General features: G+C 39.4%; 20 protein-coding genes, 1 pseudogene and 1 other annotated feature. Of the genes and pseudogenes, 19 read left to right on the forward strand and 2 right to left on the reverse strand.

Annotated features, from left to right (window positions below; translation table 11 throughout):
• Positions 1-105: 105 nt before the first annotated feature.
• From murG to ileS, 12 genes and pseudogenes are all read left to right on the forward strand, one after another.
• On the forward strand, positions 106-1,227 hold the full coding sequence (gene murG / locus PQ460_RS07645) for an undecaprenyldiphospho-muramoylpentapeptide beta-N-acetylglucosaminyltransferase (RefSeq protein WP_274172258.1): 1,122 nt from the start codon (positions 106-108) through the stop codon (positions 1,225-1,227).
• Positions 1,228-1,245: 18 nt separating this feature from the next.
• Positions 1,246-2,151: a UDP-N-acetylmuramate dehydrogenase gene (gene murB, locus PQ460_RS07650; protein ID WP_274172259.1), complete on the forward strand. Its 906-nt coding sequence runs from the start codon at positions 1,246-1,248 to the stop codon at positions 2,149-2,151.
• 159 nt (positions 2,152-2,310) lie between these two features.
• Positions 2,311-3,096: a cell division protein FtsQ/DivIB gene (locus PQ460_RS07655; RefSeq protein WP_273613081.1), complete on the forward strand. Its 786-nt coding sequence runs from the start codon at positions 2,311-2,313 to the stop codon at positions 3,094-3,096.
• A gap of 366 nt (positions 3,097-3,462) precedes the next feature.
• Positions 3,463-4,719: a cell division protein FtsA gene (gene ftsA / locus PQ460_RS07660; RefSeq protein ID WP_204823278.1), complete on the forward strand. Its 1,257-nt coding sequence runs from the start codon at positions 3,463-3,465 to the stop codon at positions 4,717-4,719.
• Positions 4,720-4,782: 63 nt separating this feature from the next.
• Positions 4,783-5,931 carry a cell division protein FtsZ gene (gene ftsZ, locus PQ460_RS07665; RefSeq protein ID WP_274172260.1) on the forward strand — a complete coding sequence of 383 codons (1,149 nt, stop codon included), beginning with the start codon at positions 4,783-4,785 and terminating at the stop codon, positions 5,929-5,931.
• 211 nt (positions 5,932-6,142) lie between these two features.
• Positions 6,143-6,988, forward strand: a complete 846-nt coding sequence (gene pgeF / locus PQ460_RS07670) for a peptidoglycan editing factor PgeF (RefSeq protein ID WP_274172261.1) — start codon at positions 6,143-6,145, stop codon at positions 6,986-6,988.
• Between the two features lie 7 nt (positions 6,989-6,995).
• On the forward strand, positions 6,996-7,685 hold the full coding sequence (locus PQ460_RS07675) for a YggS family pyridoxal phosphate-dependent enzyme (RefSeq protein WP_274172262.1): 690 nt from the start codon (positions 6,996-6,998) through the stop codon (positions 7,683-7,685).
• A gap of 2 nt (positions 7,686-7,687) precedes the next feature.
• Positions 7,688-8,137, forward strand: coding sequence for a cell division protein SepF (locus tag PQ460_RS07680; RefSeq protein WP_204823282.1), 450 nt, complete (start codon positions 7,688-7,690; stop codon positions 8,135-8,137).
• 58 nt (positions 8,138-8,195) lie between these two features.
• Complete coding sequence (locus tag PQ460_RS07685; protein WP_274172891.1) at positions 8,196-8,414, forward strand: YggT family protein; 219 nt, start codon at positions 8,196-8,198, stop codon at positions 8,412-8,414.
• Between the two features lie 50 nt (positions 8,415-8,464).
• Positions 8,465-9,247 (forward strand): YlmH family RNA-binding protein, encoded by a 783-nt coding sequence (locus tag PQ460_RS07690; protein WP_274172263.1) that lies wholly within the window; start codon positions 8,465-8,467, stop codon positions 9,245-9,247.
• Positions 9,248-9,405: 158 nt separating this feature from the next.
• Positions 9,406-9,909 (forward strand): annotated as a pseudogene (locus PQ460_RS07695) (DivIVA domain-containing protein); the annotation flags it as partial.
• 201 nt (positions 9,910-10,110) lie between these two features.
• Positions 10,111-10,411 (forward strand) — a binding site (T-box leader).
• A gap of 82 nt (positions 10,412-10,493) precedes the next feature.
• Positions 10,494-13,589 (forward strand): isoleucine--tRNA ligase, encoded by a 3,096-nt coding sequence (ileS, locus tag PQ460_RS07700; protein WP_273613073.1) that lies wholly within the window; start codon positions 10,494-10,496, stop codon positions 13,587-13,589.
• Between the two features lie 142 nt (positions 13,590-13,731).
• Here the strand turns inward: ileS and PQ460_RS07705 are convergent, their stop codons facing one another.
• Positions 13,732-14,676 carry an acyltransferase family protein gene (locus PQ460_RS07705; RefSeq protein ID WP_274172264.1) on the reverse strand — a complete coding sequence of 315 codons (945 nt, stop codon included), beginning with the start codon at positions 14,674-14,676 and terminating at the stop codon, positions 13,732-13,734.
• The gene (locus PQ460_RS23505; protein ID WP_443147193.1) at positions 14,633-14,887 is read right to left on the reverse strand and encodes an acyltransferase family protein; all 255 of its coding nucleotides are present in this window, start codon (positions 14,885-14,887) and stop codon (positions 14,633-14,635) included. Before PQ460_RS23505 ends, PQ460_RS07705 begins: the two co-directional genes overlap by 44 nt.
• A gap of 206 nt (positions 14,888-15,093) precedes the next feature.
• Here PQ460_RS23505 and lspA point away from each other — a divergent pair, with 206 nt between their 5' ends.
• From lspA to carB, 7 genes are all read left to right on the forward strand, one after another.
• The gene (lspA, locus tag PQ460_RS07710) at positions 15,094-15,585 is read left to right on the forward strand and encodes a signal peptidase II (RefSeq protein ID WP_204823285.1); all 492 of its coding nucleotides are present in this window, start codon (positions 15,094-15,096) and stop codon (positions 15,583-15,585) included.
• A gap of 23 nt (positions 15,586-15,608) precedes the next feature.
• Positions 15,609-16,625: an RluA family pseudouridine synthase gene (locus PQ460_RS07715; protein ID WP_443147209.1), complete on the forward strand. Its 1,017-nt coding sequence runs from the start codon at positions 15,609-15,611 to the stop codon at positions 16,623-16,625.
• Between the two features lie 593 nt (positions 16,626-17,218).
• The gene (pyrR, locus tag PQ460_RS07720; protein ID WP_274172265.1) at positions 17,219-17,782 is read left to right on the forward strand and encodes a bifunctional pyr operon transcriptional regulator/uracil phosphoribosyltransferase PyrR; all 564 of its coding nucleotides are present in this window, start codon (positions 17,219-17,221) and stop codon (positions 17,780-17,782) included.
• Complete coding sequence (locus PQ460_RS07725) at positions 17,779-18,690, forward strand: aspartate carbamoyltransferase catalytic subunit (protein WP_273613071.1); 912 nt, start codon at positions 17,779-17,781, stop codon at positions 18,688-18,690. The genes pyrR and PQ460_RS07725 overlap by 4 nt, the downstream gene beginning before the upstream one ends.
• A gap of 39 nt (positions 18,691-18,729) precedes the next feature.
• Complete coding sequence (locus PQ460_RS07730; RefSeq protein WP_274172266.1) at positions 18,730-20,055, forward strand: dihydroorotase; 1,326 nt, start codon at positions 18,730-18,732, stop codon at positions 20,053-20,055.
• A gap of 73 nt (positions 20,056-20,128) precedes the next feature.
• A complete protein-coding gene (gene carA, locus PQ460_RS07735) occupies positions 20,129-21,259 on the forward strand; it encodes a glutamine-hydrolyzing carbamoyl-phosphate synthase small subunit (protein WP_273613069.1) in 1,131 nt (376 codons plus the stop codon).
• A gap of 1 nt (position 21,260) precedes the next feature.
• Entirely contained in the window at positions 21,261-24,560 is a 3,300-nt protein-coding gene (carB, locus tag PQ460_RS07740) for a carbamoyl-phosphate synthase large subunit (protein ID WP_274172267.1), read from the forward strand.
• Positions 24,561-24,567 lie beyond the last annotated feature (7 nt).

Genomic DNA, 24,567 nt, shown 5'->3' on the forward strand with positions numbered 1-24,567 from the left:
ACTGAGATAAGTAGCATAAAACGTACATCTACTTTACAATAGATCATTCAGCTACTTAACGAATAAATAACAATGATGAAATTTGAATTAAGGAGGTGATTTATCATGCGGGTCGTATTGACCGGCGGAGGTACAGGTGGTCATATCTATCCAGCACTTGCGATTGCTCAGCAGTGTGAGACCGAAGGATTAGATGCTGAATTTTTATATATTGGTGGCAAAAGAGGATTGGAAAACAAAATTGTTCCTGAAGAAAAAATCCCTTTTGAATCTATTGATATTACCGGTTTTAGACGCAAGTTATTTTCTTTAGAAAATTTCAAAACGATAAATCGCTTCATTCAGGGTGTGAAAACTTCAAAACAGTTACTGAAAGAATTTAAGCCTGATGTAGTCATAGGAACAGGTGGCTATGTATGTGGCCCTGTAGTATATGCTGCTGCTAAGCTTAAAATACCAACTATTGTACATGAGCAAAATGCGATTCCTGGATTAACGAATCAATTTTTGAGTGGATATGCAAGTACAGTAGCTGTAAGTTTTCAAGATTCAGTGAATCGTTTTCCGCGTTCAAAGCATGTGATGTTTACAGGCAACCCGCGGGCGACTATGGTACAAAATGCAAATCGTGAACGTGGACTTGCTTCCTTAGGTCTACCTGCTGCTGCACAGATTGTATTAGTTGTAGGAGGTAGCCGGGGCGCTAGAGCACTTGTAGAAGCAATGGTTCAAATTGCTCCTTTGCTCAAACAAAACAATCCAGCGGTACATTATGTATTTGTAACAGGCGAAATTTATTACGAAGAAATTCGCGAACGTATTCGAGATGCTGTAGGATCATTTCCTTATTATCTTCATGTACTTCCGTATATTCCTAATATGCCCGAAGTTCTAGCAGCTACTTCGTTGTTAGTCGGTCGTGCAGGGGCTTCTTCGTTGGCTGAGGTCACTTCATTAGGTACGCCATCTATATTAATACCGTCACCTAATGTTACAAATAATCATCAAGAAGCTAATGCTTGGGCTTTACAAAAAGCAGGCGCAGCAGAAGTATTATTAGAGCGTGAGTTGACAGGGGAATCATTGTTAGCTCGAATAGATAAAGTAATGAGTGATGAAGAGGTTAGACAGAACATGTCCAAAGCAGCAACAAGCTTGGGTACACCTCAATCTGCATTTTTGATTGTTGAAGAAATGAAGCGTTTGTCAGGTGTTCTGTCCCGCTAGAAGGGGGAAGTTAACAAAATGCAGCAGTGGATGAATCTTTTATCCCAGCATGCTGTCGGTCAAGTTCTTATCAATGAACCGTTAGCAAAATATACAACATGGAGAATTGGCGGACCTGCTGATGTACTGGTGATACCCAGCAATCAAGATGAGCTAAGTACACTTATGACTATTTTGCATGAGCATGATATTCAGTGGACACAGCTAGGACGAGGTTCTAATCTGTTAGTCGCAGATAAAGGAATTCGCGGAGTGGTTATCAAATTAGGCGAAGGTTTTGATTACGCTAGATTTGAAGAAGATCGGATTATTGCAGGTGGTGCACACTCTGTCGTCAAACTTTGTGTTTTAGCTGCTAAAAAAGGATTGTCTGGTCTTGAATTTGCTGGCGGTATTCCGGGGTCTGTAGGTGGCGCTGTCTATATGAACGCAGGAGCTCATGGATCAGATACATCTAAGATTTTGCAGTCTGCTCGAATAGTTCTTCATGATGGACAAATCGTGACCTATAGCGTAGAAGATATGCAATATGCTTACCGTCATTCGATTTTGCAAGAACAACCTGGAATCGTCGTTGAAGCTTCGTTTCAAATGAAAACAGGCGATCGCGATACCATTATGGCTGAAATGAATAAACATAAAGATCGTAGACGGATTACACAACCTTTACAGCAACCTTCAGCAGGAAGTGTTTTCCGCAATCCACCTGGAGATCATTCTGCTCGCTTAATCGAATCAGCAGGACTCAAAGGGTACCGAATTGGTGGAGCCGAAATATCGACTCAACATGCTAACTTTATTGTAAATGTGGGACAAAGTACCGCAGCTGATGTATTAGAGTTAATATCACATGTGCAACAAGAAGTATCTAAACAGTTTGGCGTACAACTTCAACCTGAAGTATATCTGATGGGTGAAAAGTAAAAGTGAACCGTATCAAACCGTAGCCAAAGCACATTTAGGTATTCAGCATTCTGCATGATATAATGACAAAGACTTTATTTCAGACAAGTGGATGACTGAATTCAGTTGGTACAAAAGACTATATTGAATAAAACCTAAAAAAGATTTGTGGAGATCGCTATGGTAAAGCAAAAATTAACTGTTATTCCAAATAACAAACCGGCTGGCAATCGGAGACCTTCCTTTAATCCAAAAATAACTCGTAAAACGCGACTGATTATTTTATTGTCGCTTATCCTTTTAGTCGTAATCGGAATTGTATTTTGGTTTTCGCCTATTGGTAAAATATCTCAGATCACGTTTAAAGGAAATACGTTTACAGCCAAAACCGATTTGTTAAATGTAAGTGGATTGGCGAAAGGAAATGCTTTTTTTGGTACATCGGCTACAACGATCGAAAAGCGATTATTAACGATCAGTTCGATCCAAGATGCAGAAGTAATCAAGCATTTTCCAGGTCAAATTGATGTGACGATCAAAGAATATCCTGTAGTTGCTTATGAACTGCAAGATTCAGGAGAACTCACAGCTATTTTACAAAGTGGAGCTTTGGTAAGAGCAGATACACGAGGAGTGGCTGTTGAAAAACCTGTGCTTACAGGATGGTCTGATTTTGAAGCTCAGAAAGTGCAATTATGCAAAGTATTAGGGACTATTCCTAATGAATTGTCTTCTGATATTTCTGAAATTAGCCCTTCACCAACACCTTCGTTTCCAGACCGGATCAAAATCTATACACGTTCTCGCTTTGAAGTGATCACAAGTGTGTCACTTTTGGCAGACAAAGTAGAGTATCTAAATCAGGTTATCGAGACTCAACCGCCAGGTGTCATTACAATGCTTGAAGCAGATGCCTATACGCCTTTCAACCCGGAAGACGTAGCAGATCAGGAAGTTGCACCGTAAGATTTAGCCTTTTGTAATCGATAAATGCGAACGTTTTGTAAAATCATATAGATACAATACTTTCTGCAATGACCGAAAGATGCTAGAATGAAAGTTGTAGATATTAAAGTTTTGTAAACTTTTAAAAATTTACGGTGAAAATAGCCTACCTGATCGTTTTTTCTTCAACCTTTTTATAATGCAAACCAGTGTTCAAAAAGTTTGGAGAAAAAAGAGGGAAAGCATATGTAATGTTGAATATTAATGTAGAGAGCAATTTTGGGAAACAATTTATTTCGGAAATTCAATTTCCAACACATAATGGTGTGATTCTAAAATATTCGAATACACCGTTTTTATTACAGGATAGCGGGAGGTGCCTAGGGCTTGAGCAACAATGACATCATTGTTAGTTTGGACATCGGTACATCCAAAGTTCGTGCTATTATCGGGGAAATCAACAATGGAACCTTTAATATTATTGGAGTTGGATCTGCCGACTCGGAAGGAATTCGCAAAGGTGCGATCGTAGATATTGATCAAACTGTGCAATCCATCCGTAGTGCTGTTGATCATGCTGAGCGTATGGTCGGCATTCAGATATCTGAAGTTATCGTTGGTATTTCAGGCAATCATATCGGACTTCAAACGAGCCACGGAGTAGTTGCCGTATCCAATGAAGATCGTGAGATTGGTGAAGAAGATATCGAACGTGTTTTGAAAGCGGCAGAAGTAATCGCTCTGCCACCTGAACGGGAAATTATTGACGTTGTTGCTAAACAGTACGTGGTAGATGGGTTGGAAGGAATTCAAGACCCGCGCGGAATGATTGGTGTTCGTCTAGAAGTAGAAGCTACTATTATTACAGGTGCTAAAACTTCGATCCATAATCTTCTTCGTTGTGTAGAAAAAGCAGATTTGCGTATCAAAGATCTTGTATTGATTTCATTAGGTGCAGGTCAATTGGCTTTGTCCAAAGATGAAAAATCGATGGGATCGATTCTAGTTGATATTGGTGCAGGTTCATCTACTATTGCAATCTTTGAAGAAGGTTCGCTTAAAGCGACATCAACTTTACCGATTGGTGGAGAATTTGTAACGAACGATATCGCTTATGGATTACGCACATTAACAGAGCATGCTGAAAAAGTAAAACTGAAATATGGTTGTGCTTTGATAGATGATGCTGCATCTGATGTAGTATTCAAAGTTATGCGTATTGGCAGTAACGTAGACAAAGAATTTACACAGCAAGATTTAGCAGCCATTATTGAGCCTCGTGTGCAAGAAATTTTTCAACTGATTCGTCAAGAAGTCACAAGACTCGGTTATCAAGAGCTTGCTGGTGGTTATATACTGACAGGAGGTACAGTTTCAATGCCGGGCGTTTTGGAAGTAGCTCGCGAAGAACTGGCAGCTTCTGTAAGAATAGCAGTTCCTGATTATATTGGTGTACGTGATCCTGCTTATACAAGCGGGGTAGGCATTTTGTACAATGTCATCCGCAATATCCGTGGTGGTGGAAGCACGGCTGGAGCTAACAAAAAAGCACCAGCACGTAACAAAACAACCTCGACCCCGGAAAGCAGTGCCAAGCCGGGCTTGATTGAACGGTTAAAAAATATGTTCAGTGAGTTTATATAAGCTAGAGTTCAATATTATATTGAAACAAGCTATTCATGGACAACGAGGGGGAGATGGGAAAGTATGTTAGAATTTGATTTCGAAATGGAAAGCCTAGCCCAGATCAAAGTCATCGGTGTAGGTGGCGGCGGAAGTAATGCTGTTAACCGTATGATTGAGAATGGTGTTCAAGGCGTGGAATTTATAACAGTTAATACTGATGCTCAAGCATTGCACTTAGCTAAATCTGAACACAAATTGCAAATCGGTGATAAACTGACACGTGGTTTGGGTGCAGGAGCTAATCCAGATGTAGGTAAAAAAGCAGCTGAAGAATCTCGTGATTTGATCATGAGCACTCTTAAAGGTGCAGATATGGTTTTCGTTACTGCGGGTATGGGTGGCGGAACAGGAACAGGTGCAGCACCAGTTATTGCTGAAATCGCTAGAGAATGTGGCGCATTAACAGTAGGTGTGGTAACACGTCCATTTACATTTGAAGGACGTAAGCGTTTTTCACAAGCAGAACTAGGTATCGAAGGATTGAAAGAAAAAGTCGATACATTGATCGTTATTCCTAATGATCGCTTGCTTGAAATTGTAGATAAAAAGACACCGATGTTAGAAGCTTTCCGTGAAGCAGATAATGTGTTGCGTCAAGCGGTACAAGGTATCTCTGATCTAATTGCTGTACCGGGACTAATCAACCTTGACTTTGCCGATGTAAAAACGATCATGACTGAACGTGGTTCAGCTTTGATGGGTATTGGTGAAGCTACAGGAGAAAATCGTGCAGCAGAAGCAGCACGTAAAGCGATTATGAGTCCATTGCTTGAAACTTCGATCGAAGGTGCACGTGGTGTGATTATGAATATCACTGGCGGTAACAACCTTTCCTTGTATGAAGTCAATGAAGCAGCAGAGATCGTTATTTCAGCTTCTGATCCAGAAGTAAATATGATCTTCGGTGCGATTATTGATGAAGACCTCAAAGAAGAGATCAAAGTTACTGTTATCGCAACAGGATTTGAACACAAACCAGCACAACCATTGCCACCGGTACGTCGTCCGTCTCAGCCTGTCGATGAATCTACACCTGCTGCACCAACGAATGCAGAAGACAAAGCTCCGACATCACGTCCGTACAACAATACAAATACTACACAACCTAGTGGAGATCAGTTGGATATTCCAACATTCCTACGCAATCGTTCTCGTCATAAAAACGATTAGGTGCTAGCAATATAATGATTATGCGAAGGGCTTGTTTTCTACGGAAAACAGGTCTTTTTCATTTGAGTATATATTGAGTTGGATCTACAGCTATTCTCTGTGACGGAACAAGTTGAAAAGATGAGTTACAGGTTGAATAGTTGTATGATTGAAGTAAGATACAGTTATATTCAATATAGTTAAAATATTTTGTTTACTATGAGGTGTATACATGGAGAAGTTTGTAAGCCGTACGATAGATAGCGGACCTGAATTATTTGAGTTAGATACTTCTGCTTATAGTCAAGGAATCACAGCAGGATTTACCGGACGTAAAGGTGGAGTTAGTCAAGCGCCTTATGATTCTTTTAATTTAGCGTATCATGTAGAAGATCAACCGGAAGATGTATTGCAAAATCGCAAACTATTATGCGATGAATTAAAGTTTGATTATACTCACTGGGTATCTGGTGAACAGGTACATAGTAATCATATAGAGATCGTTACAGCAGAACATGCAGGCAAAGGTTGGCTTGATCGAGAAAGTGCTTTTCAAAATACCGACGGATTAATCACCAATGTACCAGGTATCTTATTAACTTCATTTTATGCAGATTGTGTACCTCTATACTTTATAGACCCTGTAAAACAGGTCGTAGGGCTTGCTCATGCAGGTTGGAAAGGCACTGTCGCTAATATTGCAGGTGAAATGATCGAAGCGATGAGAACGCAATATGGAAGTGTTATATCTGATATCCATACTGCGATAGGTCCTTCTATCGGTGGCGAAAGCTATGAAGTCGATGATAAAGTGATGGATGCCGTAAACGTTTGGAAAAGCAAGTTAATGGGTAATGGTGAACAACATCTTTATGCCCGTCCGGGTGATAATGGTAAAACTTGGCTAGACCTCAAACAATTAAATCGACAATTCATGATTTTTGCAGGAATACCTGCTGACCATATCGAAATGAGTAATTGGTGTACTTACCGTAACCACGATCTTTTTTTCTCGTATCGAGCTGACGGAGGAACAACCGGCAGAATGGCGAGTTGGATAGGTATAGAAACGGAGTGAAATACAGTTGGGATTACAAGAACGAATAGAGCAAGTCGAACAACGAATTCATCAAGTCTGTGAACGAAGCGGACGCAAGCGTGAAGACATTCAGCTTGTAGCTGTAACCAAATATGTTTCTGTTGCCAAAACGGCGGAGGTACTAGATGCAGGGCTATTACATCTAGGAGAAAATCGCTGGCAAAACGCTGAAGATAAATGGAATCAATTACACGAACGTGGAGTGTGGCATTTTATCGGTCACTTACAAACCAATAAAGTAAAAGATGTAATTGGCAAATTTGAATATATTCATTCCTTAGATCGCTTATCACTAGCAAAAGAAATACAAAAAAAAGCAAGTTCTATGGATATTCGTGTTAAAGTATTAGTACAAGTTAATATCTCTGGTGAAGAATCCAAATATGGATTGCCACCTGAGCAAGTGAATTCGTTTTTTGAAAGTATTGCTTCGTTCTCAAATCTAGAAGTAGTAGGTTTGATGACGATGGCTCCAGAAGTAGATGATGCAGAAATGACACGTCCTGTTTTTAGAGGACTTCGTGAATTAAAAGATGATATCAATAAGCGTGGATTAACTAAAAATCCACTAACACATTTATCTATGGGCATGTCGGGTGATTTTGAGATTGCTATAGAAGAAGGCGCTACACTAGTGCGACTGGGTTCCATATTAGTAGGGAAAGAGGAGGATTAACGATGGGAGTAATGAATCGCTTTATGAACTTCTTAGGGCTTCAAGAAGAAGAGGAAATTGTTGAGCGCGAACAGATTATGGATGATGATGAAGAACCTCGTGAAACCTCTGGCACAGAATTACGTAAGAACAATAGAGCCAGCAATGTAGTTAGTATTCATTCTCAGAAAAATGTAAAAGTTATTTTGAATGAGCCGCGCAGTTATGATGAGGCTCAAGATATTGCAGACCATTTGCGATCTCACCGATCGGTTATCGTCAATTTACAGCGTGTTCGTATCGATCAAGCGACACGTATTATTGATTTTATGAGCGGTACCGTCTATGCACTTGGAGGCAGTATTTCAAAAATCGGGGGCAACATTTTTCTGTGTACACCGGATACCGTCGAAATTGAGGGCACGATCGCTGAAATTTTAGGCGAAGATTACGAATATAACAAGATGAGGTGACGCAATTTTGGTTACGGTTTTTGCAGTCCTAAACGCTCTTTTTCAAATTTACACGTATATGATTATTATCTATATTTTGCTGTCCTGGTTGCCTAGCGCACGTGAAAGTTCTTTCGGACAAATTTTGGCACGATTAGTAGAACCTTATCTTGCTCCTTTCCGTCGTTTTATTCCGCCAATTATGGGTGCAATTGATATTTCTCCAATCGTTGCATTATTTGTATTACGTCTCGCTTTTAGCGGTTTGATCTTTTTAATACAAAGTATTGTCTATTAATTAAAAAATCTATTACACTTGCTCTAAATATGAAAGGTATGAACAACATCATGCAAAGCAATATTTATCATCATTTTCATCCAGATGAGCGAGAGTTTGTGGAACGGGCTGCGGAGTGGATCGATAACGCAGCCCGTTATCATGAGCTAAAGCTGACCGATTTTTTAGATCCACGTCAAGCTTATATTCTGAATATTCTCGCTGCTCGTAATCTAGATGTGCATATTCGTTTGGATGGAGGATCAGAACATTCAGAACGTAAACGTGCCGTCATCGGACCGGATTATATGGATTTGGATAACGAAGATATGCAGTTATCAGTATTATCGATCACGCTAGAAGGGCGTAAATTCGCTGATTTGGAACATGGCGATTATATGGGTTCTATTTTGGGACTGGGGATCAAGCGAGGTAAAATTGGAGATATCCACGCGTTGGCGGATGGTTGTCATACGGTGGTATCGTCTGAGATTGCTTCTTATTTGCATCTAAATTTAACACAAGTTCATCGCTTGCATGTAATGACAGAGATTTTACCGATTACTGAATTACAGGTCGCTACTCCAGAATTGCAATCGATGGAGCTAACTGTAGCTTCTTTACGCTTAGATGGGATAGCAAGTGATGTATACCGACTAAGCCGTAGTAAAATCCTGGTGCCAATCAAAGCGGGACGTTGCCGGGTGAATTGGAAAGTAGAAGAAAATCCTTCTCATGCTTTGCAACAAGGCGATATGATTTCTATTCAAGGGCTTGGTCGCTTTAAAGTATTAGAAATGGATGGAATTACAAAAAAAGGAAGATATCGAGTCAAAGTAGGTAAATTTGTTTGATAAAGAATAGAATAGGCTTCTATTTAAATCGTGAATATACAGCAAATTTATTTATTTTTTAACGTCTTTGGCAGGGATATATCCTTATGCGTCGAAATGAAGTATCATAGCAATAACGAGGCAATTCAACGGCCTAAACATTACAGGAGGTGTCCAACATGCCATTAACCCCGCTGGATATACATAATAAGGAATTCTCGCGTCGTTTGCGTGGTTATGACGAAGACGAAGTGAATGAATTTCTAGATCAAGTGATCAAAGATTATGAAGGGGCGATTCGTGAAAACAAAGAACTGCAAAGTCAGTTAATGTCTATTCAAGAACGTCTGGATCATTTTGCAAATCTGGAAGATACGTTGAGCAAAACGATTATTGTTGCTCAAGAAGCGGCAGATGAAGTTCGTAACAATGCGAAAAAAGAAGCTCAATTGATTATTAAAGAATCCGAGAAAAATGCGGATCGTATTATCAATGAGTCTTTATCCAAATCTCGCAAAGTGTCGATGGAAGTAGAAGAACTCAAAAAACAAGCTTCTATTTACCGCACACGTTTCCGTACATTGGTAGAAGCTCAATTAGAGCTACTTAGCCAAGATGGATGGGATGCTTTGGAAAATCAAACGCGTGAACTTCAACGCACAAGCAATGAACGTGATCGTGAAAGAGATCGTCTAGAAGATCGCGACCGTGACCGCGATAGAGACAGAGATCGTGATAGAGACCGCGATAACGAAGAACAACATAGTTCAGGTGATTTGTACTAAGATTACAGGTTCTAAGTTGACATTTATAGTCTAAAGCGCTATAAATATTCTATAACTTTATTTCAATTAATTCGTGTAGACGAATATAAATATGAACATCAACATTCATTGATAGGGTCAGTAAATTATACATTGTGTTCACAGAGAGTTGGCGGTTGGTGCAAGCCAATGAACATCGTATAATTGAATATCCCCCTGGAGAAGCGAGGCTGAACGAGCATAAAGTAAGCCAAGCCGGAGTGCCAACCGTTACAGAGGCACCGCATCATTTGTGCGGATCTAAGGTGTCACTTCACCTGAATACAGACAAAAACAGTAGAAATACTGAATTATAGTTTGTATAGATGTATAAAGGTCGAAGTGAAACAAGGGTGGTAACGCGAGCAACCTCGTCCCTTTTATGGGATGGGGTTTTTTGATGTTTTCATACGGGATAGTTAGAGTGCATTCGATATTAATAGATGGGGAAGGATGACAAAATCATGCAAAGAGTCGATGTCAAAGAAAAAGCACGTACACGTGATTTACGGATTTTAAATAAATGGAATGAGGAAAATACATTTCAACGTTCGATTCAGAATCGGGAAGGTAAGCCTAACTTCGTTTTTTATGAAGGTCCACCAACAGCGAATGGTAAGCCACATATCGGTCACGTTTTGGGACGTGTCATCAAAGATTTTGTAGGTCGTTATCAGACGATGAAAGGCTACCGTGTTGTTCGTAAAGCAGGATGGGATACACATGGTCTTCCTGTTGAACTAGGTGTTCAGAAAAAATTAGGAATCTCTCACAAACATGAAATCGAAGAGTACGGTGTAGAGAAATTTATTCAAGAATGTAAAGCAAGTGTATTTGAATATGAGCAACAATGGCGTGATCTTACATCTGGGATTGGATATTGGACTGATCTAGATCATCCATATGTAACGCTTGAAAATAACTATATCGAAAGTGTGTGGAACAATCTTGCGACGATTCATGATAAAGGTCTATTGTATCGTGGACACCGTGTAAGTCCATATTGCCCTGATTGTCAGACAACACTGAGTTCGCATGAAGTTGCTCAAGGATACAAAGATGTCAAAGATTTGAGCGCAACAGCGAAGTTCAAATTAGATGACAGCGGAGAGTATGTTCTTGCTTGGACAACAACACCTTGGACATTGCCTTCTCACGTAGCTTTAGCAGTTAATCCAGATATGGATTATGTACGTGTAAGTCAAGATGGAAGTGTATATATCGTTGCTAAAAATCTGGTAGACGATGTGATGAAAGATGGTAAAGGCGAATACGAAGTACTGAGCACATTAAAAGGTGCAGAATTAGTAGGCAAAACGTATGCTCCGCCATTTAACTATTTTACAGCAGAAAAAGCGAACATCATTCTAGGAGCAGACTTTGTTACCGATGCAAGTGGTACAGGTATTGTTCATATGGCGCCAGCACATGGTGAAGATGATTACCGTGTATGTCGTGAAAATGGTATTAGCTTTGTGAATATGGTAGATCTAGAAGGTAAATTTGTAGCTGAAGTGACTGATTTTGCAGGTCGTTTTGTAAAAGATTGCGATATCGATATCGTGCGTTTGTTGTCTGAAAAAGATCGTTTGTTCAGCAAAGAAAGATATGAGCATACGTATCCATTCTGCTGGCGTTGTGATACACCACTATTATACTATGCAATGGATAGCTGGTTTATCCAGACGACAGCCGTTAAAGAACAATTGATCGCTAACAATAAAGAAGTAGATTGGTATCCAGGTCATATCCGTGATGGACGTTTTGGTAAATTTTTGGAAGACTTGGTCGACTGGAATATCAGTCGTGATCGTTATTGGGGTACACCGCTTAACGTATGGGTATGTGCAGAAACAGGTGAACAGTTTGCACCGCACAGTATTGCAGAACTTCGCGCGCGCGCGATTGGTGATGTGCCTGAAAATATCGAACTACACAAACCGTATGTAGATGATATCAAAGTACGTAGTTCATGTGGTCAATATGAGATGTTCCGTACACCGGAAGTGATCGATGTATGGTTTGATAGTGGATCAATGCCATTTGCGCAACAGCATTATCCTTTTGAAAATCAAGATACATTCCAGGAGCAGTTCCCGGCAGATATGATCTGTGAAGGTATCGATCAGACGCGTGGTTGGTTCTACAGTCTACTTGCGGTATCTACATTAATCACAGGCAAAGCTCCTTACAAAGCAGTTATGGCGACAGGTCATGTATTGGATGAACAAGGACAGAAAATGTCCAAGTCTAAAGGAAATGTAATCGATCCGTGGGAAGTCATTGATGAATACGGAACAGATGCTTTCCGCTGGGCATTGCTATCTGATAGTGCGCCATGGAACAGTAAACGTTTCTCCAAAGGTATCGTAGGTGAAGCGAAATCCAAAATGGTGGATACACTTGTAAATACACATGCATTTATGACATTGTATGCAACGATTGATGGATTCGATCCAGCAGAACATCCTTTCCAACCGTCAGAGCATAAGTTGGATCGTTGGATTCTGTCTCGTCTGAACAGTTTGATCAAGCAAGTTGAAAAAGGGCTTGCTGTAAATGATTTCTTAAATGCTTCTAAAGCGATCGAAGCTTTTGTAGATGAATTGAGTAACTGGTATATCCGTCGCTCACGTGACCGTTTCTGGGGTAGTGGTCTAACAGAAGACAAATTAGATGCTTACCGTACTTTAACGGAAGTCCTATTAACGACAGCTAAATTGATTGCACCATTTACACCAATGTTAGCGGAAGATATCTATCTTAACCTCAGCAGTGGCGAAAGTGTGCATATGGATGATTATCCTGTTGCTAATGAAGACTTGATCGATCTTGAGCTAGAACGCGATATGGAAACAGCTCGTCGCATTGTCGAACTAGCACGTAATGTACGTAATGAGACAGGGCTCAAAACACGTCAACCTTTATCTGAATTGATCGTTTCGCTGGACAAAGATTTTGATTTGACCAGCTATGAATCAATCATCAAAGACGAGATCAACGTGAAAGGTATTCATACCGAAACCGATGATTCTGGATTTGTAGACTTTACGTTGAAATTAAACCTTAAAGTAGCCGGTAAAAAATACGGTAAAAATGTAGGTTTCTTGCAAAACTTTTTCAAAGGCATGTCTGTAGAAGAAACACGTAAAGTGGTTGAAGATGGATTCTTGCATATTCTTTCACCAGAAGGCGAAGAGCTACAAGTGACGAATGAAGAATTATTAGTAGAGAAAAAAGCGAAGTCTGGATTTGCTTCTGCTTCAGGGTATGGTCTAACAGTGGCACTCAATACAGATGTAACACCTGAACTTGAGCAAGAAGGATGGGTACGTGAAATTGTACGTGCGGTTCAAGACTATCGTAAAAAATTAGATCTACCTATCGAAAAATACGTGAATTTAACGTTGTCTGTGAACGATGATCTTCGTCAAGCAATCCAAACATTTGATCATGTATTACGTGAAAATGTATTGGTTAACGATGTAGCATTTGCTACTGAAGAAGGCATGGAACAAGTTGAATTGATGGGACAAAATGTAGGTATCCGTATTTCGTAATATTTTTGATTTTAATAAAATGATATTTAAATAAAAAAATAGAACAGTTATCTTTAAAGTTCAGATTAATCATGAAACTTTTATTGATAACTGTTCTATTTATAATTATACATATAAGATAATTGTGTTTTTTAATATAAATTTAAATAGATTTAGTAATTATCAAATAAACTTTATTTGATAATTTAATGCCTACTTTGTCTGCATACTTATACAAAAGTATTGACAATACAACTAACAAAGGAATAGAGAAAATGCCACTGATTATTACCGAAACACTATATGAAAAATATTGTATAAGATTAACAAATGACCAGCTGGTAAATGAGCCAATTACAACAACGTGTATTAAGTATAAAGAAAATGATATTTTCCCTAAGGAATACAAAATTTTATGTGAGAAAAATGACTGTAATTTATTAGAAATTAATATAGATAAGACTATTAAAAAAGCTCCTATCATATGGTAGAAAACAATAGTATTATAATCATCAGTTTTGATATAACTATAAATTGAATTATCTACAGGAGCTCCTATAGGATAAGACCCCATATAAAAACCAAAAAGAATAAAAATTAATTTCAAAAAATAATTTTCAAAAAATTTTTTATTAAACAAATGAATTGAATATTTTAAATCAGCTAACATTATTCCTAAAATAAAACCTAAATAAATAGTATCATGAAAAAGAAAGATTAGTATAATATAAAAAAGATATCTTCTTTTTATATTTCCGAAAAGAGCAATGAATGAGAATATCAAAAATGAACCATATAACTCATAGCTCATAGTCCATAAAACTGTATTATAGGAAGAATCATGAGAAAAGAATACATCTAATAATGCATTTTTGATAGCCTGTATAAAGGTAGGTTCGAAATTCCAAAAACCTCCTAGCCACCATTCTGAAAGTGTTAATGCAGCAGCTTCCTTATTGTAAAATAATGAGAATTTCATCATCAAAAAAATTAGTATAATTGATATAAAAACTGGAAAAACTAATCTGAAATATCTTTTTATAGCACTTTTCACAACAAATTCTTTATCTCTTTGTAATGAAAAATTTGTAACTAAGTACGTATCCACTTAGTACAAAGAATACACAAACTGCAAAATTCCCATTATAAAATAAATTAAAAGGACTTTTAGAAATCCATAATTCTAAGCTTTTTTGAGTATGTACACTATCTATTGATCCATTATAGAGCGAAGGGTAAAAAGCTACCACAAAATGACTAATTACAACTATAAGTGCTGCTAATCCTCTAAGTCCATCTAGATATTTTAACTTTTGCATATTATCTCCTTTAAATTAATATTAATTGCAAGTAGTATATATTATAATGCATTAAAATGATATTTTTTGTGTTTCGATTAGACTGCGAATTCTGTATTATGATACAATAAGTAAATGTTTATTTTAAAGAATGTTAGAGATAATATAAATACTATTTAATAAATTATCTTAAAGTAATGATTTAATCTATAGGGTGGAGGATTATTGTGATATATTATGTGATTGCAATTATAGCGATTATTGTAGATCAGTTAACCAAATACTGGATCGCTACTGGAATGGAACGAGGAGATCAGATTTCAGTGATCGGCAATTTCTTTTTGATTACTTCCCACCGTAATCAAGGCGCTGCTTTTGGTATTTTGCAAAATCAACGTTGGTTTTTTGTCGTGATTACGTTAATAGTCGTTGTTGCGATTATATGGTATATCCAAAAAGTGAAATCACAACCGGATAAATTATTGCCTGTTGCTTTATCACTTGTTTTGGGTGGAGCGATTGGTAACTTTATTGATCGTGCACGTATGGGTGAAGTAGTGGACTTTTTACAATTTAACTTTGGCAGTTATACGTTTCCGATTTTCAATGTAGCTGATTCTTGTATTGTAGTCGGGGTTGCATTGATTATCATAGACGCACTGTTGGATATGAGCCGTCAGAAGAAACAAACTGCCGGTCATGAAGAGGAGAATGTTTAGTGAGTAAGCAAGACAAATCAGAGATGAATGAAGTTCAAGATAAAGACTGGGTAGAGCAAGAATTACCTGATCTAGAACATGTGGAAGAAACAGGCGAAGATGAGACAGAGATCGGTGCTGTTCAAGTGATGGAATGGACGATTGATGCAGAAGATGCTAAAACACGTATCGATAAATACATTACAGACTTATTGCCAGAAGGTTTCTCACGTTCTCAAGTACAACAGTGGATAACCGATGGCTTAGTCACAGTAGATGGCAAAGTAATCAAAGCTAATCATAAATTGATAGAAAATGAACAGGTTGTTGTTCAACTTCCTAGTCTATCTACTGTAGAAATCGAAGCACAAGATATTCCGCTTGAGATCGTCTATGAAGATTCAGATGTAATCGTAATTAATAAGCCTCGTGGTATGGTTGTTCACCCAGCAGTCGGTCATTCTTCCGATACGTTGGTTAATGCTTTGATGTATCATTGCAAAGACTTATCCGGTATTAATGGCGAAGTGCGTCCCGGTATTGTACACCGTATTGATAAAGACACAACTGGATTATTGATGGCTGCCAAAAATGATAAAGCGCATGCTTCATTATCGGAACAGCTCAAAAATCATACCGTTACCCGTAAATATATTGCACTGGTTCATGGTAATATAGAACATGATCAAGGCACTATTGATGCACCGATTGGTCGCTCTAGCCAAAATCGTAAAATGTTTACCGTTACCGAGAAGAATAGTAAGCATGCTGTTACTCATTTTGTAGTGACAGAGCGTTTTGGTGATTTTTCATTAGTAGAGCTTCGTCTTGAGACAGGACGTACTCACCAAATACGTGTGCATATGAAATTTATCGATCATCCGTTAGTCGCTGATCCAATGTATGGACGTGTAAGAGCAAAAGCTTCTACACTAGATGGACAAGCTCTGCATGCGGCTGTACTTGGTTTTGTTCATCCAACTACAGGGGAATATTTAGAATTTCAAGCACCTATCCCTGATGATCTGGAACAAATATTGTTATCATTGCGTAATCGTTAATAAGTATTTTCATTTTAGAAGTCAGTCTGATATTCAGATTGGCTTCTTTTTTATATCTATGCATATGTAAAAGAGCAAAAATGTTTAAGGTTAAAGTTAATCACTATGAATAATTTATGAATAAAAAATGATAATAATGATATATTTACTTATAATTGTGGATATTTATTCGTATATATTGTATAATTATGATTATTGAAACAAAGTATGACTATTCTTTTACAACTATATAATCATTTCTTCATCATCCCACGGTAAGTTGTGCGGTTGACAGGTAGTGTTGTTTCTGTCATAATTCATTTCAGATGAATAAGCACCTTTAATTCAGTCCCGTGAGACTGGCAAGGTAACGTGAACGATGTTCACTGTAGGACACCCTCTGTGTGGAGTGGTGCATACTACAGTGCGTCTGAGTATGACTGTCATGACGTGTGTCTATGACTACAGACTCCTTGCCGTTTTAGGGCAGGGAGTCTTTTTTATACCCTGACCGAAGAACGTGCAATAGAGTCAAGCAAGAGTATGAACCAGACACGCGTTATGATGTTGACCACGGGGCCCAGGGTGTACACAACCTGAGGAGGCTAACGATAATGAGCACAGAGACTCGCATTATCATGGATGAAACAGCAATCCGACGCGCACTTACACGTATTGCACATGAGATTTTGGAGAAAAATAAAGGGATTGAAGATTGTATTCTGATTGGGATTCGTACAAGAGGTATTTACCTGGCACAACGGATCGCAGAACGTATTCAAGAAATTGAAGGTAAACCTGTTCCTTGTGGTGAGCTGGATATTACAGGATATCGTGATGATCAAGACAATGGACGTCCTACAGATATGAATAGCAGTACGATGCTAACACCTGCTAATCTAACGATTCGTAACAAAAAAATTATTTTGTTCGATGATGTACTGTACACAGGTAGAACGATTAGAGCCGCTATGGATGCACTAATGGATTGCGGACGACCTGAAATGATTCAATTAGCAGTCCTTGCAGATCGCGGACATCGTGAACTTCCTATTCGCCCGGATTATATCGGCAAAAACGTACCAACTTCCAAGCTGGAAGAAATCGAAGTACGACTAAGCGAAATCGATGGTAGCGATCAAGTCAATATTATGCAACATCGTGAGGTGACTGCATGATTATGACAACTACTACATTGAAACAACGCAGTCTACTGGGTCTCAAAGGTATGAGTCAACCGGAGTTAGTTTCAATACTCGATCGAGCAGCTTACTGGGATGCACATACAGAGAAGCAAGTATCTGTTTTGCAATCACGCTTTGTAGCGAATATGTTTTTTGAAAATAGTACACGTACACGTTTTTCTTTCGAAATGGCTGAAAAGCGCTTGGGTGCAGAAGTGTTGAACTTCACCTCCGCAGTATCAAGCGTAGAAAAAGGCGAATCCATTTACGATACCGTTCGAACACTTGAAAGTATGGGAATTGATGCAGGCATCATTCGCTTGAAGCCTTCAGGAGTATTGCAAGAATTAGCAGAAAAAGTGAATGTACCCCTAATCAATGCGGGTGATGGCAACAATGAACATCCAACCCAAGGATTGCTTGATTTGTACACGATGCGTCAAGAGTTTGGAGAGTTAAAAGGTCTGCATGTAGCGATTGTAGGTGACATTTTGCATAGTCGTGTAGCACGCTCGAATCTCTGGGCTTTACAGACAATGGGTGCCAAAGTAAGCTTCTGTGCACCAAGCAATATGCGCGCTGATGATATCGGAGAAGTTTCTTATATCAGTATGGAAGAAGCGTTACAAGCAGATGTAGTGATGATGTTAAGAGTGCAACTTGAACGCCATGCTGTAGGCATGCTCAAGTCAGCAGAAGAATATCGCCTACAATATGGATTGACCGAAGAAAGAGCTGCCCGGATGAAACAGCATGCAATTATTATGCACCCGGCTCCAGTCAATCGTAATGTTGAGATCGATGATGCACTGGTGGAAAGTCCTAAATCAAAAATTTTCCCACAAATGCAAAATGGTGTACCGATTCGGATGGCTGTTATTGAAAGAGCCCTACGTAACTAAGCACTACGATAATCAACAATACAATTTCGGAGGTTAACAATGACACTTTTTATCAAAAACGCAAACGTATTGAACGGACAAAATGAACTGGAAATCAAACATATATGGGTAGAAGGTAGTCAGATTGAACACATTTTTGCAGGAGATCAAAATACAGCAGAATTGCTTCAACAATATGGAGCAGGACAAGAAGTAACAGAGATTGATGCAACTGGCAAGTTAGTTACTCCAGGATTAATCGATATGCATGTGCATTTACGAGAACCTGGTTTTGAACATAAAGAAACGATTGCTACTGGGACAGCTTCAGCAGCAAAAGGTGGATTCACAACTATCGCTTGTATGCCAAATACACGACCGGTTACAGACAATGCCGATGTAGTGAAATTGGTACTGGACAAAGCAGCAGAAGCAGGGAGCGTCAAAGTACTGCCTTATGCAGCCATCACAGTCAACGAGTTAGGACGCGAATTAACCAATTTTGCAGCACTCAAAGCAGCTGGGGCTATCGGATTCACAGATGACGGTGTAGGCGTACAAAATGCACAAATGATGAAAAATGCAATGGCGCTCGCAGCATCGATGGATATGCCGGTTATTGCACACTGTGAAGATGATTCACTGGTGGTAGGAGCGGCTGTAAGTGAAGGGGAATTTGCTCGCAAACATGGCCTGAAAGGGATTCCTAATGAATCGGAAGCGATCCATGTAGGACGCGACATTTTACTAGCAGAAGCAACAGGAGTTCATTATCATGTGTGTCATGTGAGTACAGAGCAATCGATTCGCTTGATTCGCTTAGCCAAATCGATCGGTATCAAAGTAACTGCTGAGGTATGCCCGCATCATTTGATCTTATCCGATGAAGATATTCCGGGTATGGATGCGAATTGGAAAATGAATCCACCTCTACGCACACCACGTGATGTAGAAGCTTGTATTGAAGCACTAGAAGATGGAACGATCGATATCATTGTGACTGATCATGCCCCTCATAGTGAAGAAGAAAAAGCAAAAGGAATGGAATTAGCGCCATTTGGAATCGTTGGATTCGAAACCGCATTTCCATTGTTATATACCAAATTTGTTCAAACAGGACGCTGGACATTACAAATGCTTGTAGATCGGATGACATCTGATCCAGCTAAAGTATTCCGTTTGGCAACAGGGCGCTTAGAACAAGGAGCTCCAGCAGATATCACATTAATCGATCTGGAAACAGAGCAAACGGTCGATCCAACTACATTTGCAACAAAAGGAAAAAATACCCCATTTACCAACTGGACATTACAAGGTTGGCCACAGACAACGATCGTAGACGGTCAAGTCGTGTGGTCGCAGGAAGCTACGGCTTCCAAAGCATAAATATACTAAAAAATGATAAAAATATTCATTTGAATATAACTAACTTTTAAGATAGATAGAGGAGTGAAACGGGATGCAGGCAAAATTGTTATTAGAAGACGGAACATTATTTACAGGCCGTAGTTTCGGAGCAGAAGGCGAAACCACTGGAGAAGTTGTATTCAATACCGGAATCACCGGTTACCAGGAGGTACTATCTGATCCTTCATACTGCGGGCAGATCGTAACAATGACTTATCCGCTGATCGGCAATTATGGTATTAACCGTGATGACTTTGAATCGGTTCGTCCGTATATTAATGGATTCGTTGTTCGTCGACATGAGCCTGTACCTAGTAACTGGCGTGCTCAATATACGATTGATGAGTTGCTACGTGAACATGGCATTATCGGAATCAGCGATATCGATACACGCATGTTAACACGTCGTATTCGTCATCAAGGAACAATGAGAGGCATTTTGACAAGCGGATCATTATCAACCGAAGAATTGATGGAGCGTCTAAACAGTAGCGTATCGGCTACCAACCAAGTAAGTCATACATCAACTTCTCATATTTATACAAGTCCGGGTCCAAAAGAACGTATCGTGCTTATTGATTACGGCGCAAAAACAGGGATTGTACGTGAGTTGTCTCAACGTGGTTGCGATGTGGTTGTTGTCCCTCAAGATACAACAGCAGAACAGATTCGCCGCTTACATCCAGATGGTATTCAATTATCTAACGGTCCAGGAGATCCGAAAGATGTACCAGCTGCTGTCAAAGTAATTGAAGAATTGCTTGGAGAATATCCAATCTTCGGTATTTGTCTAGGACACCAGTTGTTCGCTTTGGCTTGCGGAGCAGATACAGACAAATTGAAATTCGGACATCGTGGTGGTAATCATCCTGTCAAAGATTTGCAAACAGGTCGTTGTTATATCACTTCACAAAATCATGGATATACAGTAAAAGAAGCTTCAATCGAAGGAACAGAACTGGAAGTAACTCATATCAACAACAATGACAAAACGATTGAAGGCTTGAAGCATAAGAAATATCCAGCATTTTCTGTACAATATCATCCAGAAGCAGCACCAGGGCCTTTTGATAACGGCTATCTATTCGATCAATTTTTAACAATGATTCGTGAATATAAAGAACAACACCCTCAAAAAACGCGTCAAGCCGAAATGATGGCTGCTGTGAAAGGAGCTAACTGATATGCCTAGAAATAATGAACTCAAAAAAATACTCGTTATTGGTTCCGGACCTATTGTTATCGGTCAAGCTGCTGAATTTGACTATGCAGGTACACAAGCTTGTCAGGCACTCAAAGAAGAAGGGGTAGAAGTTGTACTCATCAACAGTAACCCTGCAACAATCATGACTGATACGAATATGGCAGATAAAGTCTACATCGAGCCTATTACACTTGAATTCGTCACTCAAATTATTCGTCAAGAACGTCCTGATGGTCTACTACCTACATTGGGTGGACAAACAGGCTTGAATATGGCTGTAGAATTGGCACGTGCAGGAGTACTAGAAAGCGAAAACGTGAAGTTGCTAGGAACGCAATTAGAATCGATCGAAAAAGCGGAAGATCGTGACTTATTCCGCGACTTGATGCGTGAATTGGATCAACCTGTTCCTGATAGTGTGATCGTAACTACACTTGAAGAATCGTTAGTATTTGCAAATGAGATTGGCTATCCAATTATTGTTCGTCCTGCGTATACATTAGGAGGTACAGGTGGTGGTATCTGTATCAATGAAGAAGAATTACGCGAAACAGTACAAGCAGGTATTCGTTATAGCCCGATCGGACAATGTCTGGTAGAGAAAAGTATCGCAGGTATGAAAGAAGTCGAGTACGAAGTCATGCGTGATGCAAACGATAACTGTATCGTAGTCTGCAACATGGAGAACTTTGATCCAGTAGGTGTGCATACCGGCGATAGTATCGTAGTTGCACCTAGCCAGACGCTTTCTGATCGTGAATATCAAATGCTACGCTCTGCATCGCTTAAAATTATTCGTGCGCTGAATATTGAAGGTGGATGTAACGTACAGTTCGCCCTTGATCCACAAAGCTATCAATACTATGTGATCGAAGTAAATCCGCGTGTAAGTCGTTCATCTGCACTTGCTTCCAAAGCAACAGGATATCCAATTGCGAAAATGGCAGCGAAGATTGCAATGGGTTATACATTGGATGAAATCGTCAACCCTGTTACAGGACAAACATATGCTTGCTTTGAACCTACACTAGATTATATCGTTGCTAAAATTCCGCGCTGGCCGTTTGATAAATTTATCAGTGCTAACCGTAAATTAGGTACACAGATGAAAGCAACAGGCGAAGTAATGGCGATTGGACGTACATTTGAAGAAGCGATTCACAAAGCAGTACGTTCGCTTGAAATCGGTGTTCATCGTATTCATCTAAAAGATGCAGAACATATCGAAGATAGTGTATTAGATGAACGGTTAATAAAAGCAGATGATGAGCGTCTATTCTTGGTCGCAGAAGCATTCCGTCGTGGCTACAGCTTGGAACAGATTCAACAACTCACTAATATTGACTGGTGGTTCTTAGATAAAATTGAACGTATTGTCGCGTATGAATCTGTACTTTCATCAGAAGATACACTAAGCGATGATACATTATATATGGCGAAACGTCTTGGATTTACAGATCGCTCGATTGCAGAGTTACGCAATATCAATCATCCAGAAGATCCATTTAATAACGAACATAGCATTCGTGCATATCGTAAAGAAAATAATATGATGCCTGTATTCAAAATGGTAGATACTTGTGCCGCAGAATTTGAAGCTACTACACCATATTATTACTCTACATTCGAGACAGAAAATGAAGTAATCGAAAGCCCTAAAGAAAAAATCGTAGTGCTAGGTTCGGGTCCGATCCGTATCGGTCAAGGGATAGAGTTCGATTATTCCACTGTACATGCGGTATGGGCTATTCAAGAGTCCGGTTATGAAGCAGTTATTATTAATAACAACCCTGAGACAGTTTCAACGGATTTTAATACGTCAGATCGACTGTACTTTGAACCGTTGTTCTTTGAAGATGTTATGAATGTTATCGAACAGGAGAATCCGATCGGAGTTATCGTACAGTTCGGTGGACAAACAGCGATTAACCTTGCAGCTCCATTAAGCAAAGCAGGCGTTAAGATTCTAGGAACAAGCTTGGCAAGTATTGATGAAGCAGAAGACCGCAAAAAGTTCGAAGCTTTATTGTCTCGCCTTAATATTGCACAGCCTGAAGGTAGCACAGTGCTATCAATAGATGAAGCGGTAGAAACAGCGCAAAAATTAGGTTATCCGGTACTGGTTCGTCCTTCTTATGTACTAGGTGGACGTGCAATGGAAATTGTATACTCTGATGAAGAATTATTGCTCTATATGGCAGAAGCAGTCAAAGTAAATCCGGAGCATCCGGTTCTGATTGACCGTTATATGCTAGGTAAAGAAGTGGAAGTGGATGCGATCTGTGATGGCGAAACAGTCGTTGTACCAGGAATTATGGAACATATCGAACGCGCAGGAGTTCACTCCGGTGACTCTATCGCAGTGTATCCTCCACAACATCTTTCAGAAGAATTGAAGCAAAAAGTGGTCGATATCACGATCCGTACAGCTAAAGAGCTTAAAACTGTCGGCTTGGTAAATATCCAATTCGTTATTTTCCAAAATGAAGTCTACGTGATTGAAGTGAATCCACGTTCTTCACGCACAGTGCCATTCTTGAGTAAAGTAACCGATATTCCAATGGCGAAGATTGCTACACAAGCGATTCTAGGCATTAAACTTAAAGATTTGGGATATAGCGAAGGATTGTGGAAAGAAAGCGAATATATCTCGGTCAAAGTTCCAGTATTCTCTTTTGCCAAATTACGTCGTGTAGAACCTACGCTTGGACCTGAAATGAAATCAACAGGTGAAGTTATGGGACGCGATCTACTGTATGCCAAAGCTCTATACAAAGGTCTAATCGGAGCAGGTATGAAAATCCCGGCAACCGGAGCATTGATTGCAACTGTAGCAGACAAAGACAAGCCAGAAGCGGTTCGCTTGCTTAAAGGATTTTACCGTCTAGGATACAAAATTATTGCAACAAGCGGTACAGCAAAAGCATTAGAAGAAGCAGGAATCAAAGTAACCGTGATTCATAAATTGACAGAAGGTGTGCCGAACATTCTGGATCTGATCCGCAGTGGACAAGCCAACTTTGTAGTCAATACCTTCACGAAAGGGAAAACGCCTGCTCGTGACGGATTCCGTATCCGCCGTGAAGCTGTTGAAAATGGTGTGGTATGTATGACATCACTGGATACGGTTGAAGCATTGCTCACAATGTTAGATACAATTAACTTCTCTTCTTATGCTATGCCGTCTTTGACTAATACAGTCACTGCAAATCCGAAAAAAGACGTTGTTAACGATATCGTAGTCGGTCAATTGGAAGATCAGGAAACGATTCTGAGCTGAAAATAAG

Source organism: Paenibacillus sp. KACC 21273, assembly GCF_028736095.1.
GTDB classification, from domain to species: Bacteria; Bacillota; Bacilli; order Paenibacillales; family Paenibacillaceae; genus Saccharibacillus; species Saccharibacillus kyungheensis.

What these genes read in the sequence shown, in the direction of transcription:
- murG (WP_274172258.1), top strand. Translation starts at nt 106, where the DNA reads ATGCGGGTCGTATTGACCGGCGGAGGTACAGGTGGTCATATCTATCCA.
- murB (WP_274172259.1), top strand. Translation starts at nt 1,246, where the DNA reads ATGCAGCAGTGGATGAATCTTTTATCCCAGCATGCTGTCGGTCAAGTT.
- PQ460_RS07655 (WP_273613081.1), top strand. Translation starts at nt 2,311, where the DNA reads ATGGTAAAGCAAAAATTAACTGTTATTCCAAATAACAAACCGGCTGGC.
- ftsZ (WP_274172260.1), top strand. Translation starts at nt 4,783, where the DNA reads ATGTTAGAATTTGATTTCGAAATGGAAAGCCTAGCCCAGATCAAAGTC.
- pgeF (WP_274172261.1), top strand. Translation starts at nt 6,143, where the DNA reads ATGGAGAAGTTTGTAAGCCGTACGATAGATAGCGGACCTGAATTATTT.
- PQ460_RS07680 (WP_204823282.1), top strand. Translation starts at nt 7,688, where the DNA reads ATGGGAGTAATGAATCGCTTTATGAACTTCTTAGGGCTTCAAGAAGAA.
- PQ460_RS07685 (WP_274172891.1), top strand. Translation starts at nt 8,196, where the DNA reads ATGATTATTATCTATATTTTGCTGTCCTGGTTGCCTAGCGCACGTGAA.
- PQ460_RS07690 (WP_274172263.1), top strand. Translation starts at nt 8,465, where the DNA reads ATGCAAAGCAATATTTATCATCATTTTCATCCAGATGAGCGAGAGTTT.
- ileS (WP_273613073.1), top strand. Translation starts at nt 10,494, where the DNA reads ATGCAAAGAGTCGATGTCAAAGAAAAAGCACGTACACGTGATTTACGG.
- PQ460_RS23505 (WP_443147193.1), bottom strand. Translation starts at nt 14,887, where the DNA reads ATGCAAAAGTTAAAATATCTAGATGGACTTAGAGGATTAGCAGCACTT.
- PQ460_RS07715 (WP_443147209.1), top strand. Translation starts at nt 15,609, where the DNA reads ATGAATGAAGTTCAAGATAAAGACTGGGTAGAGCAAGAATTACCTGAT.
- pyrR (WP_274172265.1), top strand. Translation starts at nt 17,219, where the DNA reads ATGAGCACAGAGACTCGCATTATCATGGATGAAACAGCAATCCGACGC.
- PQ460_RS07725 (WP_273613071.1), top strand. Translation starts at nt 17,779, where the DNA reads ATGATTATGACAACTACTACATTGAAACAACGCAGTCTACTGGGTCTC.
- PQ460_RS07730 (WP_274172266.1), top strand. Translation starts at nt 18,730, where the DNA reads ATGACACTTTTTATCAAAAACGCAAACGTATTGAACGGACAAAATGAA.
- carA (WP_273613069.1), top strand. Translation starts at nt 20,129, where the DNA reads ATGCAGGCAAAATTGTTATTAGAAGACGGAACATTATTTACAGGCCGT.
- carB (WP_274172267.1), top strand. Translation starts at nt 21,261, where the DNA reads ATGCCTAGAAATAATGAACTCAAAAAAATACTCGTTATTGGTTCCGGA.